This window comes from Paenibacillus ihbetae (assembly GCF_002741055.1).
Taxonomy (GTDB): Bacteria; Bacillota; Bacilli; order Paenibacillales; family Paenibacillaceae; genus Paenibacillus_AQ; species Paenibacillus_AQ ihbetae.
This window is the reverse complement of record NZ_CP016809.1, coordinates 5,182,154-5,198,838: the sequence shown is the minus strand read 5'-3', so window position 1 is coordinate 5,198,838 and position 16,685 is coordinate 5,182,154. Positions and strand designations below refer to the sequence as shown.

Below are 16,685 nucleotides of genomic sequence, written 5' to 3'. Positions count from 1 at the left end.
GCCGTTCAATCAGCCGGCTCCCTCTCGGTTTTCTGCTTGTACGCCGATGGCAGCACTCCTGTAAGGCATTTAAATTTGATGATAAAATAGTCCGTGTTCGGATATCCGACCTGAAGCGCAATCTCCGAAATTTTCATTTGGGTGCGTCTTAGCAATCGCTTCGCTTCCTCGATTCTTTTCTCGTTAAGATAGTCATTAAACGGCTTGCCGGTCTCTTTTTTGAACAACTGGCCCAAATAGGCGGTGTTCATATGAAACATTTTGGCCAGATCCTGCAGCTGAAGCTTGCTGCGGAACTCCCGGTCCACATATTGAATCACGTGAAATATCGTATTGTTCTCGTTCTTGGCCTCAAGCCTTGCCAGGATATCGGCCGCCTCCAAGCAAAGTTCAAGGACATAGGTTTTCAAAGCGGAATAGTTCCCGAAACTGTCGATGGTGCCATGGCCGTCGTGAAGCTTTCTCATCAAAGCATCCGGATCCCCGTTCATGTCCCCGATCCGCCTGCAAAGACTCCATTCCAGGTCAGCCACATGGGACATGGCCTCTTTCAAATCAAGCATGCCTTCCAACACGGAGTCCAAAGCGGCTTCAACAGAGGCATGAATCTTGTTAGTCTGGTACGCCATCACGATCTCCGTAAGCTCCTTGAATTTCTCCTTTGCGAGCTCCTGCGATTTTCCGCCCTGCCGTACATCCCTATAATGATACACCCCGTCTTTGCCCTGACAGCGCTTGCATTTATTTAACTCCAACGCCTGCAAGTACAGTTCTCGAATCGAGCCGATCCCTTGAAGAACACCGCTGATCGTCACGATGACCGGCTGGTTTGACGGATCCTCAAGCTCCCTGTAGAGCTGCAAGCTGAGCTCATGTACCCGGCAAGGAGGGAATTCATCATCAGGCAGAATCACCCCGATCCTCCCCGCGCTGTCCTCGAATATACGATCGGGTTTCTGCGTGAAATATTTCTTAACCCGTCCGACCAGGGCGACGGATGGCCCGGAAGCTTCAATTACAACGCACCGCAGCTTCGAATCCTTCTGCAGAAGAAGGGCCTGAGCAGCCTGCAGCTTAAGTGACTCGTTGTCTTCGCCTGTAATTAAACGGATCAATAGATTGTTGGTAAACAAAAATTGCATGCGGCTATGGCTTTGCTCCGCTTTAAGCTCCTCTTGGATTTTCGTACGCAGGCGTATCAGGACTGCCAAAATTTCCTCTTCATCGAATGGCTTGAGCAAATATTCCGTGACCCGCTGCTGCATTGCGGTAAGCGCAAAATCGAAATTATCGTAACCGCTCAATATGACGAACTTCGGCGGTCTTGCCAGCTTTTGGTTCGAGCGCTCGATCAGCTCCAATCCATTGATCACCGGCATATTGATATCCGTCAGAACCAGCTCCGGTTTAAGCTCTTGAATCATACTGAATGCTTCGGAGCCGCTCGAAGCCTCGCCGCATATCTGGAAACCGAAATTTCTCCAATTCACCATCGTGCGAAGCCCCTCAATTACCCACGGCTCGTCATCCACCAAAAGCACATTCATCATCGATATCGCTCCCCCGAGGTTGAATTGTCCTGCTTATTTGTAAGCGTACTCATGATTAAGGTTTAATTTATTTACAGCTTGAGTACAGGGAAATCCATTACCCTCAACCTATATGAGAATTAGCGTCATCGTCAATAATCGAAATAAAGGAAATACCCGGTAAATTTTAGTTTCTGCCATCATTTAAGCGAGCCTATTGCTGCTGCATATCAAACAGTGCAGGCTTCATGCTATGAAACAATTGATGGGAATTTACCTTTTCGTAATTCCATAACATGATAATTCGTAAATCACTTGCGGGGTAGTACCAAATTTCAGATCGAAACCCTGGAGTCCCTCCCCCGATCAAGCGAAAGTCTGCCCCTAAGAACCAACCGTATCCATAATTGAGATTCGGATCAAAGCTTGTAACATAATAGGGTGTGAACATCTTATCCATAGTTTCCGGTTGAAGCAGCTCCCCTTTAAAAAGGGCCTCGCACCACTTGTCCAGGTCATGCACGGTAGAATACAGCTCTCCCGGTGCTTCAATATCGCTTAATTTATCGTTGTCGGCATTGGCTATTTTGCCGTCTTCCAGCGTGTGTCCGTATGCTCGTCCAGGGGTTATCCTCCGCGGGTTATCCAAGCCGGTGGAGCTCATCTTCAGCGGGGCAAAGAACCATGTATGCAATACTTCCTCATACTTCATCCCTGTCACTGCTTCTATTATATATCCTAACATGATAAAACCCGTACTATTGTAACTCCACTGTTCACCCGGATTAAACTGCTGCTTAAGGCGCGTTAAATAATCGATAAAATCTTGATTCTCCACTTGTAATCGACTCATCTCAAAACGCAAATTAGGCACGCCGTAAATATCTTGCAGCCCCGACGAGTGGCTCAATAAATGGTGAATGTTAATCTTCGGGTGAAGAACGTTAAATTTCTCAATATATTTACCAGGATGATTTTCAAGATCGATAAGCCCTTGCTCATAGAACTTGAGGGTGGCAGCGGCAATAACCATCTTCGTTACGGATGCTATATGGAACTTCGTATCCAGCGTATTGGGAACCCCTAGTTGAATGCTCGCCTGACCGAAGGACCGGCTAAATTCCTCTTTTCCCCCTCTTGAAATCAACAGGTTGCCCGAGACATAATTTTCCTTACTAAACGCTTCAACGATTTCGTCTACATTTTTTAGCATGGAGCTCCACCTCATATTTTTATTATCTGGTTCACATTCTTTCTTCACCATACGGATAAGCCGGTTCTTGTATCGTTAGCGTCCGTTATGTACCTAACATGATCGTATCCTCGATCCCTCGCATTGTTAAATAGGTCTTCAGCCATCTTCTTATCCTTACAGTAGATGCTCACGAAACAGCTATCCACAACCAGAAGCACGAGCTGACAATCACTATTCAAAAAATCCTGATATGTTTTTATATCTACGATGTCTTTTCCTTGAGGAAAGGCTTTCAAGTCCTGAAAAATGATGTAGTATTCGTTATCCTCCAGAAGCTTTTTTAAGGTTAGTCCATCCCAGATCTCACCCGCCCCTGCAAAGAGCGCTTCCTCGAATTGACCGTCAACGATGAAATAGGCTTCCTCACCACCAACAAGCCAATTATATTCATCGGTTTCAAAAGGCTTCAAAATATCTCCAAGGAACCTGCCATACTTATTTGGTATTTCAAAGCTAATTCCTCTAATCATGTGGCTGTTCCTTTCTGAACTCCAAACTCGATACTGATTGTTTCTTTAAACAAATTTATGGGCCTTTTGTATGCTATAGGTTTATAAATCAATCGATTTAGCCATTTCATTCGAGCAATGTTATCAATAAAATCATCTTCACTGAAAAAAGCAACTTCCTTCATGGTCCCTAACACACTTCTATTATTAGTTTTTGATATGGTTATATCTGAACCGTTCTGGAGAAAAGACGTAATATTACTTGAATCTATGCCCTCAGCCAGCAGGTATTCTTCCAGTGTCTCCATGAATTTTTCTTGCATCTTCGTTAATTGCCCCGTTCTGACCCCATCAATGATTACAGTCAATCGAGTTAAATCATTTACAAAGACGATATGTTTCCGTTTATTTAAATGATAAATATTTGCATGCCAACTAAAAAGGCTTGGCACATCGTTGTTCACTTCCATTGGAGTTGTCTTCATATCCTTCAATAAGGATTGGGTAAGCCTTAAAATAATCATTTCGCTGCTCCTCTCTATATTGGATATTTTCACATTATTGTACTTTCGAAAAAATCCCTATAATCCCATATATAAAAATCCGCTCCGGGCGTACTGTTTTGAAATAAACAGGTTTTAATACCTAAGAGCTTTCCAGGGATAATATCAATTTCCCGATCACCGATAACAAGGTCAATTTGATTTCTCTTATGCAAATACAGGTAAGATTCCGGATCTGGCTTTCTCGCGAACCCATCATCACCTGCAACGAGATCTACAAAATATCGTTCCCACCCATAATGCTTAATAATAAACTCCACTTCCCTCCGAGGCTTATGAGTCATTATAACGTTTTTATTTACCTTTGATAGTATGTTCTCTACATGAGGAAATGGCGGGGTTTGTTCAGGCTTCAGCCGTTCTTCTCGTCTAAAAATTTCCGAAACTTGCGATTCGGTTAATTTAAAGTGCTTTACAGCATGGGTGAATGATACCTTTAAATGGGTCAGAATCTCCTCTTCCGTCTTTTCTTCATCTATCACGTCTCCAAAAATTGCGGCATAAGCAGGATAAGTATTGAATAAGGTGCCGTCGAAATCCCATAAGATATTTATGATCGTGCATCCTCCTTAAAAGTAGTGGATTTATAGAAGCGGAGCCAGGGTGCGTCAATTCATGGTTAATTTAGGCCACTAAAACCATAGGTAATACATCGTAACCCTCAAGCCACTCAACTTTCCATTATTATACATCCCATTGGCGAAGGGCGATAGGATTGTATGCATGAGCCTCATGTGTACATGGTCGTTCCTCACGATTAGGATAAAAAAAGGATTGGGTAACGACCGGAGTTCTACCCGATGTCCCAATCCTGTTCTTGTTTACTTCACAATGATCTTGGCAGCAGCACCGCGGTTTCCAGCAGCGTCTGTCGCATAGACGGTTAAACTTCTCCCCGCCTTCTGTGCCTTAATGGACACCGTGAAATTGCCGCTCTTATTTGCAGTTGCTTTGGGCATTTTGTTAGACGTATTGTTACCATCATTAATCGAAACTCATGCACCGGAATGCTTTGTTATGTGAAATAACGACATTTTACTAAACCCACCACTTGCTCTGTCTTAATAATTGTACTTCCACATTCATTTCTTGCTCAATCCATTGCAGCATTTGGGTTTTCATCACAAAAAATTCTGAGGCTGCATGTGAAAGACCTATTAAAGACATTTGTGTCTCTTCAACATATTCCTTCATCCGGTTATATTTGCTCTTTCCATAATCATTATGAATGTGGCAATGGATTTCTCCTGTCACATATGCTTGTGCGCCTTTGCGCTCAGCCTCTCTCATGTCGGAAACAACATCCCCACATCCAGCAATGATGGCAATTCGCTGAATGCGTTTATGCTTTTTCCCTTCAAAATCCACATAGGGTATTTCAAAAAGCGGAAGCAATCTATCAATCAATTCATCCGTGCTAGTTAAAGTAATATCGCAAATTAACCCTGCGAATCCATTACCATACGGGCAGAACTCATCTACAATCTTGCCACCGAGTGCTTCTGTAATCGAAATACTTGTACCAATCTTACGATTATAATCTAATGGCGCATGACAAGTGTAGATCGAGAGCTGTCTTCGTGAAATCTCATCTAGAAGAGACGGGGTTATTGGCAAAAAACCTCTCCCCCACTCGCCTTGAGGATCACCACACTCCATTGGTATGGGATGATGCATAAACAGAAGATCACCTTCATCCGCTTCCTCAATAAACTGCAATAGGATCTCATCCGTCGGAAAAGAAGCTAAAAAAATCCGCTGGAGCTCCGGACTTCCCTTCATCATTAGACCATTAAAGCGCTGCGTAAAATCTTCTTCAAACTTTGCTTTCCAGTCAAAACCAATTGGATCATATACCATGGGGATAAATCTGCTGAAAGCAGGATCTTTATCTAACTGATAAACGTCAAAGAATACATCAAGTTTTCTTTGTACATCATGCAGCAATTCCACTTTTTACGGCACCCCCTTTTTGTTCTGTTCAAAATTTATTCCGACCCTTTTTTACTCACAAAACATGTTTTCCATTGGTTCTTTGCAATGCTGGTATCCATGTTTCTTGTAAAAATCAACTCTTGAACGAGAACATATCAGCTTTGAAATCACCCATAACAAATGATGGTGAACGCAAATGATGAAATGCTTCTTCGGAATTTAACTATAGGTCCTCAACCCGCCTACTGTATTGTGCCTGTCTTCCTTATATTACGATTTTGTAAGGAAAGTGTAAGGTAAATCAATTACGAAATCATCCAACGAAATGTATAATGTTCCTTCGTACTGAATGTTACAGTGACGGACTCGTCCCGATCGAGATCATCTGTTAAAGTGCCGTGGCACCGATTTTATTAAGGTTAGGATGGTTCTAGAACGATGAAGAAGAAATGGTTAAAAATTTTGTCGAGCGTATTGTTACTTAGTGCGGTAGCCGTCATATCATATTACCTGTATTCGATTGTTCATTTTACGAACAGTATCTCTACCGCATCGAACCGGTCTTCAACAACAACGTCGTCGAATCCGTCCGCGAATGGAGACCCGGCTATTGAGATCCCCAAATGGGAAGGCAAAGAGCGTATCAATATTCTTCTGCTCGGAGGAGATTCCCGCGGGGAGGACTCCGGAAGATCGGATTCGATTTTGGTGGCATCCATCGATCCCGTTTCGAAAAAAGTCCATCTCTTTTCAATTCTTAGGGATACTTACGTAGACATACCGGGACATGGAAAAGGAAGATTAAACTCGGCGTTTGCCTACGGCGGTACAAATCTAACGAGACAAACCGTCAGCGAGCTGCTGGATATTCCGATACATAAATACGTCTATACTGATTTTGTCGGCTTCATCGCGCTCGTGGATGCGCTTGGCGGGGTGGACATCGAAGTAGAGCGGGATATGTATTACACAAGTAAAGCCGATCAGCACCTATACGACATCGATTTAAAAAAAGGATACCAGCATCTTGACGGTACCATGGCCCTGCAATACGTGCGTTTCCGGAAAGAAGCGCGATCGGATTTTGCACGTACGGAGCGACAGCGAAAGCTGATCTCAGAAATCGCTAAGAAAATGCAGTCAACCACGGGTCTGATCAAGCTTCCCGGCATTCTGGAATCCATCAGCCCTTACATCGAAACCGATTTATCCCCGAAAGAAATGCTGAAGCTGGCCGCTCTAGGTTTCGATCTCGATCTGGACCATATTGATGAGCAGCAGATTCCCCCTTTCTCGTTGTTAACGAATGAAAAGGTAGGACATGCCCAGGTGCTCGGCGTGAATAAGAGCAAGCTCCAAGCCTATGTTAAGGAATTATTTGATGCGGATACGAGCGCGAACGAATAATCCGTAAGACGCACAGCATAGAGATTCAAACCAATCAATACAGCGGTGTTGTTGGGGATTGACAGGCATGTTTCTTTTTATGAGATGTGACGGATTCCTGTAATGGACAACGAAGCTTAGGGATGTTCCCTAAGCTTCTATTTATTCAAAATACTTCTTATAAGTATCCAAAATGACATGCGCACTCACTTTATCCTCGGCATCTAACGTTTCTTGATCCATTTCAACTTGATAAATGCTTGCATCCACCTGATGATCTACGATTTTCTGGAGCAGCTCCATTAATTCGCTGCTATACTCAGATTCCATTACGATATGATCTTGGTTGTGGTTAATTACCGTGAATGAGCTTATCCTATTTACCACATCCGTTAAAGCTTCCCGCTTCATCTGTATGCGTATTTTGGAACATTCCAGATCCGATATATCCTGAAGATATCTGCTTGTTTCTTTATGTTGATTTTGCAAGTTTCGAAAATGCTCCAGCGACAACTCCTCGCTAAAATCTTCATCCAACAGCTTGATTTCTCCTCCGAGCTGTTGAGCACGCGCAATAATGGTGTTGACTACCTTGCAATCATCCTCGTCAAGAGAATTGAAGGTAAGTAATGATTGTTTAGAATCCAGTCTGTTTTTGATATCGGTTATTCCCAAACCCGTATATTTTCTTAGTAAGGGTACGAGTTTATTGGAGCTATCCGATGATATCTCTATTATCATTTGAATTTTTGACATCCCCATCATCCCTTTGGCCGCCTATTCTCTACTTATGCATGCAGCTGAAACCAGCGAGCATGAACTGGCCTTGCAGCATCAAAAAGCGCTAAATGGCGTTATAATGAATGTTTTTTATGTAAGTATAATCTCCATACCGAATCTCTTTGGGATAATCCCCGCTGCAGATCTCAAGCTTGAGCAAATCATCATAACTTTCGATAAATTTACTCGTGAGCTCTGCCTGGGAGTATATCTCGTATAGCAGGTTCCTGATCTTCTCATCCAGCTTACTGTCGCAGCGAACCCCTAATTTCACCATGTTATGCTGATCGGTAAAGCCGTTAAACAAATCAATCAATATAAAGCTGTCCCTATCGTCTTCCTTGAAAAACACAAAAATATCTCCTTTTCCTGCTCCATAAGAAAGATATCGATGATATAACGCAGTTATATCGAAATTTATATGCAGCTGCCCCATTAACTGTTCTAAATGAGATCCCTCATCGGGATCATCGATCAAATCAAAAAACGGCAGATAAAAAGAAAATTCAGTATATTTCTTCATTCGTAATTCCTTTCATGTGTTCGTTTTACATGACTAGGCTCTTCAATCGCAAGATTATGACCAGTACCTTTTATAAAGCACCTCTTATAGCCTATCTAGGTGCGTATCTTTAAAATCCGTTGGATATTTCAATCCATACCCCATTAGTCTATCAATTCCAATATGTGCGGTCCAAATGATTCCTAGCTGAATCAAAATATCGCTTTTTATTATGATCCCTATTACTAAAACAGATCCGCTTAATAAATATGTATGAAAAAGATTGTAGGTTACAGCACCTGCTTTGTTACCTTTTATATATCCGATCATGGATAAATCCGGAAATAGCAGAAGTACAAAAAACCAAATTAAGTTATAATCATTGAGAACAAAAGCATAAATACAAGCTAGAAAAACCAATAATCCTTCAAGTCTTATGATCTTCTTATTCATATTGTCCCCCTCAAATAGTTTCACTTGCTTCGTTCTGTCGTAAAACGTTTCATGGCATCCACGACGAGACCCGACCTTAGATAGCTCTTATCTTAGGCCGGGTCGTGTGTTGTCTGAATATTCATCTATCTCCTGAGAAGACAAGGGTTGTTCTTTTATTTAAATAGAAATAGTTTTTTTCGTACTTACTCAATCCTACTATGTTATAATTTTTTGAGTACAATATACGGCTAAAAGGGCGGTTGGCTATTCTCCCGGAAGGGAGGTGATGCCCATGGAGGTCAAAGACGCACTTTCCTTAATGTTCATGTTCGGCATGTTCATTTTGGCGCTTCTTACCTACATGAAAAAGAAATAGACCGCCCTGCCTAAGGTAACGGTCTATTTCGACCACCACTTAGCGGCCGACTGCTCTTTATGCAGTTATTGTACACTGGAGTCGTGTTCCCGCACGACTCCTTACTTATTCTTACCTCAGTATACTTCATTTTATAACATATTTATAGGGGTTATTTCTTGCGTTTTATTGTTCATTTTATTATCACAATCCGCCCCTTAATTCCCTTATCCCCCTTCAACCGATGACAATGACTGCGCCGCGAAATGGTAAAACGCCATCGCATTCTCTTCAGTGGCAAAACCGGCCTGCGCCATGTTGTCGCTTCCTCCGCCTTTGCCATTATAATCAGCTAGATGCTGCTTGAAGAACGCACCGCAGGCGAGCTCGCGCTCTCCCCCTTTAGCAAGGAGCACCTTGTTGTCCGCATTGGACACAAAAAGCACGATAACGTCCGCTTGGTCGGTGAGTTTGGCCGCCAGGTTCTGCATATCCTTCAGCGGCTTGTCCGCAAACACATGCTTGATCAGGCCGCTTTGACGTCCAGCCAATAGCTTCTCGGCCAGGTAGGCATCATTCTCGGCTTTCACGGCTTTTAATTCCGTCTGGAGCTGCTTTTGCTCTTGATCCCATTTTACAATCCGGTCCAAAATCTCTTCCTTCGAGGTATTGAACCTAGCGGATAGGCTGTTTAGAATGTCCATTCCGGCATTGAATTCCTTCAACGCACGATAACCGCATTTAAAATAAATGCGCAAATGTCCCTTCTGCTTCTCTGCTCTCAGCAGCTTGATCATGCCGATCTCACCTGTGGCTGAGACATGGGTGCCTCCGCATGCGTTATATTCGATCCCTTCAATTTCAACGATCCGGATATCCTCGGTTACCTTCGGCTGCTTTACCAGCGGGAGGGAGGCTGCCTGTTCACGGGTCACAAAATAACTCGTCACCTTCCGGTTCAGGTATATCTGATCATTGACTTCGAGCTCCAGCATTATCATCTCGGCTGGGGACAGGTCTGCCCGTGCGATATCAATGGTGGCGTAATCCTGGCCCAGGTGGAAGCTGAGCGTCTCCGCCTCGCATACCTCCAAACACATGGCGGACAGCAGATGCTGACCGCTATGATGCTGCATGTGGTCAAACCTCCGGTCCCAATTCAAACGACATTGAACCTCTTCCTTCTCAGGGAAACGCTCCACTTTATGCAAAATCGCTCCTTCTTCAAGAACGACATCCAGCACCGGGATGGCATCGATCCATCCCAGGTCACACGGCTGCCCTCCGCCGTGCGAATAAAAGGCCGTCTCCTCCAAGACTAGATAAGCTCCATCTTCCCGCTCCCATTTGCGCGTGATTCGCGTCCCCCACTCCCGAATATAGGCTGATTCGTAATATAGCTTCTTTGTCATCTTCTATGTCCTCACTATTCTGGATGATTTATTTTAGTCTGATTTTCCTATATAAAAGTACAGCGCTTCAGTATGTACGGACCCAATATCTATACCCATCTAAATATTTTCCCGCGAATTACAGCAATTCCATTTTCACGTGCCCACACTGTTAATTCCTCTAGATTAGTCTCTTCCTTATTCCTGAACCTGAAATGTAAATCCATTGGAATTAACCTTTTGCCGTATCGCTTGATACCAATGCTCTGTGTAAAAGAATCGTCGATGATGATCTTTTCAATGTCTTCCTTAGAGACTTCCTTCCGATTGATCCGAATTTTATTAGGGGTAATTTCCAGCTCACGTTTCTTCTAAGCATTCTTGTGATTAAGCTAGCTATTCCTCCGACTTGAACCAAGATCAGGAAAGATAGAAATACCGCAAGGAAATATGAATCAACGATGAATACCAGCATAAACATCAACAATGAAACTATACTATAACAAATGACTTGAAGATACATCGATAAGGGAAATTTGATTTCATACTTCTGGTTCATATCCGCTTCCAAAACACCCTCTCCCTCTTACTGTTTTGGATAAACATTTGGGATTCACGCGGCTATTACAGCTTAGTCAGCCTTTACCTCGCTCTAATTTAAACCGATATGGCGATTAGAAAAAGACCCGTCCTTAGATAGCTTTGATCTTAGGCCGGGTCTTATGTTGTATGCGTTATTTGTTATCATTATGTCGCGCTGCCGATGAGAATGTTTGTATAGGGCCCTCCCAACCCTCTTCTCGTATTTCCTGATAGTTTCCGTCTGTATAACGGTCAATTGTTTTTCTCCAGAAATCTTGGGCTGGTCGATTCGCCTCAATTTGAGCAACTTTCCAAATGCCCCTAAAGCGATTAAATAACTCCTGGGCAACGGTTTGTCCGACTTTTTGTTTTCGATATTTCTTCATGACAAAAAACTCGGCCATACTATAAATGTTTTGATTGAATTCAGTACCTAGCATTCTTACTAAAGCGAACCCTGCCAGTTTATCATCGACCTTGATGAAAAATGGGTATCTTCCGTCTTCCGTCCAATAATGGTCCAAGAATTTATATTCATATAATCCATTGGCATTCAAGTCATCTTCTGGATCAAATTCACTAAAGTCGTATTTATATAATTCGAGGAGATTGCGTAAGATAGACTTTTGTTCGTATTCAACTTCTTGGATTGAGACCATAGAAATTCTCCTTTATACGCACACAATTTTCTTCCATTTTCTGATTTTGGTTCGAAAGCTTTTAAACGGGGCAACAGAATTAATATGAATCCATTTGCATATTGGCCAGTTTGCGCTGGTGGCAGCCCACTTTCGTGTGCCTGGGGAGAAAAGTTCTTCATCTTCGAGCTGCTCAATCCATTGACAGACCTCTAATACGCGTTGTTGGAGTAGCGCGCGCAGTTCATGCAATGAACTACCGGCATAGGTATCGTAAAAGTGCGCATACAACAGCCCTAACTGATTCCACTTATATAGTGGGGACGGGGTGATCACTTCCAGGCCAGCTAATTCATCCCTTTCCCAGCTTAATAATAAGGTCAGCCAGCCTACCTGATAGGCAAGCATTTCATGAGGAGTCCGGTCTACCTCTTCAACTCGATAGCATTCACGATCTTTAGGCACGGCGTCGAACTCTTGATCAAGTAAATGATAGGTTCTCACAATTTCATCAATAAGCGCTTGTTTATTTTCATATGTCGGCATCTAAATAACTCCTTACACCTATCTTTGGTTCCAAATCCCTTCTACTCTCCCAATCAACTTCCATTATTACAAATTATACATCCATGGCAACTTAAATAGATATTATGTTGCTCACATTTAGGGTAACCTCTTGGGATTGTCGGGTTATCATCACCCTCTTCAATTTCTGCCCACTCTATATAATTGTCCATGTTCACATCTTCTTGATCAAACGCCTGAATCATGGAGCCAAATCGCTTCAAACCATGAACAACCCGGTCTTGATGTGGTTCATAGCTTAATTTCTCCCACCCTAAGCCTTTTGCCGCATGCGAAATCGTTCGCAGCATAAAATCCTTCTCACTTGCAAAGGAATTGACCGTCCAAGGCATTTCGTCGATATCAAAGCCAACGGTCCCTATTCCAACGACGGACTGATCTCTTTGTGCTAGCCAGATAATCAGTTCTTTTTCTCGATCTGTATTCGCTAGTATTGAACCGCTAATAACTAAAACTTCAATAAACACGGAGGTTAACCCATTTGACATACTTATTGGTTCAACTGCATCATTGAATTTTACGGGTAATGAAATCGTGTTTCCCATGCCGTCCTCCAGTACTTGCTGCTTCGTTCAATTTATCAAGCAGTTTGCCTTTTTTCCGTGGGGGAAATAAAATCCTATCTTTCTTCAAACCACGCTTTATCTATTAATTCGTCCCATTCCATAATCAGTTTCTTGTATTTGATAACCCAATATCCAAAATCAGAATTGTACTTTTTTGAAGCTGTTCCATCAAATCTATGAAATAGATAATTCCCCTCCTTATTGAGTACCTCATCCTTAAGCACTTCAAAATCAACTAACAAATCAGAATAATGAAGTTCCCTCTTTTGAGCATTTATTTCTACAACAATTCTTCTCTTATTCTTCACTTCTGAAGTATCAAATAAAATGGACTCCACAATTTCAAAATCCACAAAGGTTAACGTTGCTTCTCCAGAATACATAGCCATCCCCGTGTAGTTAAGAGGGTGATCCGATAAAACATCTATGTGCTCAAATGTTACCGATAAATTCTGCCCTTCAGTTGAGGTTGATGCAATGATGCAGTCATGCAACGAGATATGGGCAATCGTGTTCTCTGATTTATATTTAATAGGTAGCCCTCCTTCCGTTACAGTATAGTCTCAATGAACACTCTCCCACATTTGATGTTTCTTTAAATCGACGCCTTTATATTTTCCTTGCGACCGAGAGTAGATCGAGGCAGCTCCGAAGCGAGAATACATGTCAATTGCAAGTGAGTCGAGTCCTCTTCTCTCTTCTGAATATTCGCCGATATAAGAAAAGCCCTACTGTTAACACCAACAATGTCAAGAAGTAATCACGGACGAAATCTAGTGCCGTATATGAATACCAATATAAATAAAAGGCGTCAGTGGTATCCGTATTTATAACGATCTCTTGACCGAATGGATTTGGAGCGTGATTTTGTTTTGAATTTTTTATGTTCGTGCTGATTTCTAAAAAACCAAGGTGAACGATTGGAACTAGCAAGGACACACAAGCTGCAATTAGATAGATCTTACCTTGTTTCATCGTAACCTCCAATCGAAAGCGAAGGATCGACTCTGCCGCCGATCCCTCATTGAATTGCTTTATTCTTTATTCTCGATGGCAAGTCCAAAAACCTATCTCCTGCAGCCGACAGATCCTTCACGATCCACTCATTTCCGTCAAGACCACTCTACCGTCATGCATCTTTCTCGGCGGCGAAGTCCTTTATAGACGGCTCGATCGCTAGACGCTTTCCTACTCGACGGTCAGAAATCAGCGCAAAGGGGATCCCTAGCAACAAAAACCATCCGCCCGCATGGAAAGTCCGACTGAAGGAGGCAACGAACGCATCCTGCAAATCCGTGCTCACCTGGGATAATTGCTGCCCCAGCTCTTGCCGCTGCTGCGTGAAAGCAGCTTGGAGCTCCTGCTTTACCGATTCATCCGCCTCGGACAATAGAGCCTTCTCCATGGTATCCAGTTGAAGGAGGACCGCCCCCTCGGCGTTCTTAGCACCGGCTGAGGACTTCTCTTGTACCATACGCCCCACCTGCTCCAGGATGACCTCCTTGGCCTCCGCCGAGAGGTCGGCGTTGCTCTCGATTTGCAGCTTTATTTTGTTCACAGCCTCCCCACTGTAATGGCTTAACGCCGTATTTAGCACAGAAACCAAAATAGCTACGCCCAGAACTGAGCCGATCGCTCTAGACATATTCATGATACCCGAGGCGATGCCGATCTTCTCTTCAGGCACGTTGCGGATGGAAGCGCCCATCACGGGAGCGACCGAGAGACCTATGCCCACACCAGTCAAGATCAGCCGCCAGACCACGCTCCATTCGGTGGATGCCGCATTCAGCGATCCATACAGATAGAAAGACAGAGCTAATATCCCCATTCCCGCGGTGACAAACCAGCGGCTGCCATACTTGTTGGACATTCCCCCGGTTATTGCGGAAATCACCATTGAAGCAAGTGACATGGCAGAGATGGTGATCCCTGCTTCCAGGATGCTTTTGCCCAGAATCCCGGTTAGAAAGTACGACATCAGGTAGGTTGAGGCAGTAATGCCCGCACCAATCATCACAAGTGTGAGCACTGCCCCGTTGAAGGGGAGTATGCGCAGCAGCCACAAGGGCAGCATAGGCACAGACGTACGAAGCTCAACGATAAAAAACAGAACTATAGAAACGAGAAAAGCAGCCATGTACCCGATAAATTCCAACGAATCCCAGCCCCATTCGCTCACGTTAATCAATCCGTAGGTTATGCAGAACATCGCGGCAGATAGGGTCAACACGCCCAGCCAATCGATCTTCCGTCCCGCGGAAGTGTCGAAGGATTCACGGATCAACGGGATTGCCAGGCAGATGGCAGCTATCCCAATAGGGACATTCACGAAGAAGATAGCTTCCCAACCGATGGAATTCGTTAAAATGCCACCCAAGGTAGGTCCGCTGGCAGCCGCCAGGCTGGAGATGGCGCCCCAGATGCCGAGGACCATGCCGTGTTTTTCCTTCGGAAACAAGTCAGCTGCCAAGGGAATTGTAACCGGAACGACAATCGCTGCAGACAAGCCCTGCAAGACTCGGTAGAAGACCATCGTTTCGACAGAGGTTGATAGTCCGCACAGAATCGAAGTAACGACAAACAGCACTGTACCAATGAGGAAAAGACGCTTGCGACCGAACTGATCCGCGATTCGGGAGGCCGTGATCAAGAAGACGGCGAAGGCCAGGTTATAACCATTAACAATCCAGGACATATCGTCCAAGGCGGTGTTGAATTGCCGGGTCATCTCCGGCAAGGTGACGTTAACGATAGTCGTATCCAGGAGTGCCATGAAGTACCCCAAGATAATGGCGGCAAATGCAATCCCGCGGCGGATACCGGTAAGCTTAGACAAAGTAACCCTCTCCTTTTTAACATGAACTTTAGTTCACGTTTTAATCGGATTATATGAACTAAAGTTCATTTTTGTCAATAAAAATGTGAACTATGACTCATAATTTCGTTGACTTTGGACAAGGAGGAGAAATACAATTAGGCGTAGGTGATGAAAATGGCAGAGAAAGATCAGGATAAGACCCGCGTGCCCCAGCAGCAGCGAAGCATGGAAACGAAACAAAAGATCGTTGCGGCGGCCATGAAACTCTTCTCGGAGAAAGGTTTCCACGCCACGAATACAAAGGAAATCGCGAAGGAAGCGAATGTAGCTGTTGGCAGTGTCTATTCCTATTACACGGATAAAATGGAAATTTTCAAAGACGCGCTGGCTCTCTTCCATGAACGATTCACAGGGATTCTCCGAGGTCACGGCGCTCTTCAACTGAATACCAGCCAGAACAAGCGGGAACTGATCCGGGACGTGATCGAGATCATGATTAAAGCCCACGAGGTGGACATCGGTTTTCATCGGGAAATGGACATCATGGCACTGTCTTATCCTGAGATTAAGGACATGGCGGACAAGGAGATGCGGTTCTTCTATAAGTTTACGGCCCGGCTGCTTCGCTCCTGGCAGCAGGAGACTCAACTCAAGGACCCGGACGCGGCGGCGACGGTTCTTATTCTGGCAGCGCATGGAGTGGTGGAAGCCGTAGCTTTCGGCGGTACGGGCATCAGCCGGGAGCGTTTGATTGAAGAAACGATCGATATGCTGCACTCTTATTTGTGGCCGCAGGAAGCTCTGCAAGAAAGGCAGAACGAAGAGCTCGGACAATCTATGGATGAGTAGCGAGGGAGTGCCTCTGGAAATAGGAAAAGCTGCCCGCATAGCTGGGGGCAGCTTTTATTGCTTG

Annotated in this window: 19 protein-coding genes; 3 read left to right on the top strand and 16 right to left on the bottom strand. The window is 44.0% G+C overall.

What is annotated here, in order from left to right; genetic code table 11:
* Positions 1 to 5 precede the first annotated feature (5 nt).
* The 7 genes from BBD41_RS23290 to BBD41_RS23265 all read right to left on the bottom strand — a co-directional run bounded on the left by BBD41_RS23290 (position 6) and on the right by BBD41_RS23265 (position 5,749).
* Complete coding sequence (locus BBD41_RS23290) at positions 6 to 1,550, bottom strand: response regulator (RefSeq protein ID WP_099478877.1); 1,545 nt, start codon at positions 1,548 to 1,550, stop codon at positions 6 to 8.
* 193 nt (positions 1,551 to 1,743) lie between these two features.
* Positions 1,744 to 2,742, bottom strand: a complete 999-nt coding sequence (locus tag BBD41_RS23285; RefSeq protein ID WP_099478876.1) for a serine hydrolase domain-containing protein — start codon at positions 2,740 to 2,742, stop codon at positions 1,744 to 1,746.
* 44 nt (positions 2,743 to 2,786) lie between these two features.
* Positions 2,787 to 3,254, bottom strand: a complete 468-nt coding sequence (locus BBD41_RS23280) for a DUF2691 family protein (RefSeq protein ID WP_099478875.1) — start codon at positions 3,252 to 3,254, stop codon at positions 2,787 to 2,789.
* Positions 3,251 to 3,757 carry a DUF6933 domain-containing protein gene (locus BBD41_RS23275; protein WP_077567387.1) on the bottom strand — a complete coding sequence of 169 codons (507 nt, stop codon included), beginning with the start codon at positions 3,755 to 3,757 and terminating at the stop codon, positions 3,251 to 3,253. The genes BBD41_RS23280 and BBD41_RS23275 overlap by 4 nt, the downstream gene beginning before the upstream one ends.
* Before the next feature lie 29 nt (positions 3,758 to 3,786).
* On the bottom strand, positions 3,787 to 4,350 hold the full coding sequence (locus tag BBD41_RS23270) for an HAD-IA family hydrolase (protein ID WP_099478874.1): 564 nt from the start codon (positions 4,348 to 4,350) through the stop codon (positions 3,787 to 3,789).
* A gap of 267 nt (positions 4,351 to 4,617) precedes the next feature.
* Entirely contained in the window at positions 4,618 to 4,755 is a 138-nt protein-coding gene (locus BBD41_RS30710) for an Ig-like domain-containing protein (RefSeq protein ID WP_157929331.1), read from the bottom strand.
* A 79-nt stretch (positions 4,756 to 4,834) separates the two neighbouring features.
* Entirely contained in the window at positions 4,835 to 5,749 is a 915-nt protein-coding gene (locus BBD41_RS23265; protein WP_099478873.1) for a Nif3-like dinuclear metal center hexameric protein, read from the bottom strand.
* 420 nt (positions 5,750 to 6,169) lie between these two features.
* Here BBD41_RS23265 and BBD41_RS23255 point away from each other — a divergent pair, with 420 nt between their 5' ends.
* A complete protein-coding gene (locus BBD41_RS23255; RefSeq protein ID WP_099478872.1) occupies positions 6,170 to 7,138 on the top strand; it encodes an LCP family protein in 969 nt (322 codons plus the stop codon).
* A gap of 141 nt (positions 7,139 to 7,279) precedes the next feature.
* On the opposite strand, the gene BBD41_RS23250 is transcribed toward BBD41_RS23255, so the two are convergent.
* The 3 genes from BBD41_RS23250 to BBD41_RS23240 all read right to left on the bottom strand — a co-directional run bounded on the left by BBD41_RS23250 (position 7,280) and on the right by BBD41_RS23240 (position 8,852).
* Positions 7,280 to 7,882 (bottom strand): hypothetical protein, encoded by a 603-nt coding sequence (locus BBD41_RS23250; protein ID WP_099478871.1) that lies wholly within the window; start codon positions 7,880 to 7,882, stop codon positions 7,280 to 7,282.
* A 79-nt stretch (positions 7,883 to 7,961) separates the two neighbouring features.
* Positions 7,962 to 8,420 carry a hypothetical protein gene (locus BBD41_RS23245; RefSeq protein ID WP_099478870.1) on the bottom strand — a complete coding sequence of 153 codons (459 nt, stop codon included), beginning with the start codon at positions 8,418 to 8,420 and terminating at the stop codon, positions 7,962 to 7,964.
* 84 nt (positions 8,421 to 8,504) lie between these two features.
* Entirely contained in the window at positions 8,505 to 8,852 is a 348-nt protein-coding gene (locus BBD41_RS23240; RefSeq protein ID WP_099478869.1) for a DUF4260 domain-containing protein, read from the bottom strand.
* A gap of 274 nt (positions 8,853 to 9,126) precedes the next feature.
* On the opposite strand from BBD41_RS23240, the gene BBD41_RS30575 reads away from it, so the two are divergent.
* Entirely contained in the window at positions 9,127 to 9,210 is an 84-nt protein-coding gene (locus BBD41_RS30575; protein ID WP_220687457.1) for a putative holin-like toxin, read from the top strand.
* 206 nt (positions 9,211 to 9,416) lie between these two features.
* Here BBD41_RS30575 and BBD41_RS23235 read toward each other — a convergent pair whose 3' ends face one another.
* The 6 genes from BBD41_RS23235 to BBD41_RS23200 all read right to left on the bottom strand — a co-directional run bounded on the left by BBD41_RS23235 (position 9,417) and on the right by BBD41_RS23200 (position 15,790).
* Positions 9,417 to 10,601, bottom strand: a complete 1,185-nt coding sequence (locus tag BBD41_RS23235; RefSeq protein WP_099478868.1) for an alanyl-tRNA editing protein — start codon at positions 10,599 to 10,601, stop codon at positions 9,417 to 9,419.
* A 713-nt stretch (positions 10,602 to 11,314) separates the two neighbouring features.
* Positions 11,315 to 11,821, bottom strand: coding sequence for a GNAT family N-acetyltransferase (locus tag BBD41_RS23225; protein WP_099478866.1), 507 nt, complete (start codon positions 11,819 to 11,821; stop codon positions 11,315 to 11,317).
* A gap of 12 nt (positions 11,822 to 11,833) precedes the next feature.
* Complete coding sequence (locus BBD41_RS23220) at positions 11,834 to 12,346, bottom strand: ClbS/DfsB family four-helix bundle protein (RefSeq protein ID WP_077567397.1); 513 nt, start codon at positions 12,344 to 12,346, stop codon at positions 11,834 to 11,836.
* Between the two features lie 53 nt (positions 12,347 to 12,399).
* On the bottom strand, positions 12,400 to 12,930 hold the full coding sequence (locus BBD41_RS23215) for a hypothetical protein (RefSeq protein WP_099478865.1): 531 nt from the start codon (positions 12,928 to 12,930) through the stop codon (positions 12,400 to 12,402).
* A 74-nt stretch (positions 12,931 to 13,004) separates the two neighbouring features.
* Entirely contained in the window at positions 13,005 to 13,334 is a 330-nt protein-coding gene (locus BBD41_RS23210) for a hypothetical protein (protein WP_099478864.1), read from the bottom strand.
* Between the two features lie 746 nt (positions 13,335 to 14,080).
* Positions 14,081 to 15,790: a DHA2 family efflux MFS transporter permease subunit gene (locus tag BBD41_RS23200; RefSeq protein WP_099478862.1), complete on the bottom strand. Its 1,710-nt coding sequence runs from the start codon at positions 15,788 to 15,790 to the stop codon at positions 14,081 to 14,083.
* 156 nt (positions 15,791 to 15,946) lie between these two features.
* Here BBD41_RS23200 and BBD41_RS23195 point away from each other — a divergent pair, with 156 nt between their 5' ends.
* Complete coding sequence (locus BBD41_RS23195) at positions 15,947 to 16,621, top strand: TetR/AcrR family transcriptional regulator (protein WP_162292793.1); 675 nt, start codon at positions 15,947 to 15,949, stop codon at positions 16,619 to 16,621.
* Positions 16,622 to 16,685 lie beyond the last annotated feature (64 nt).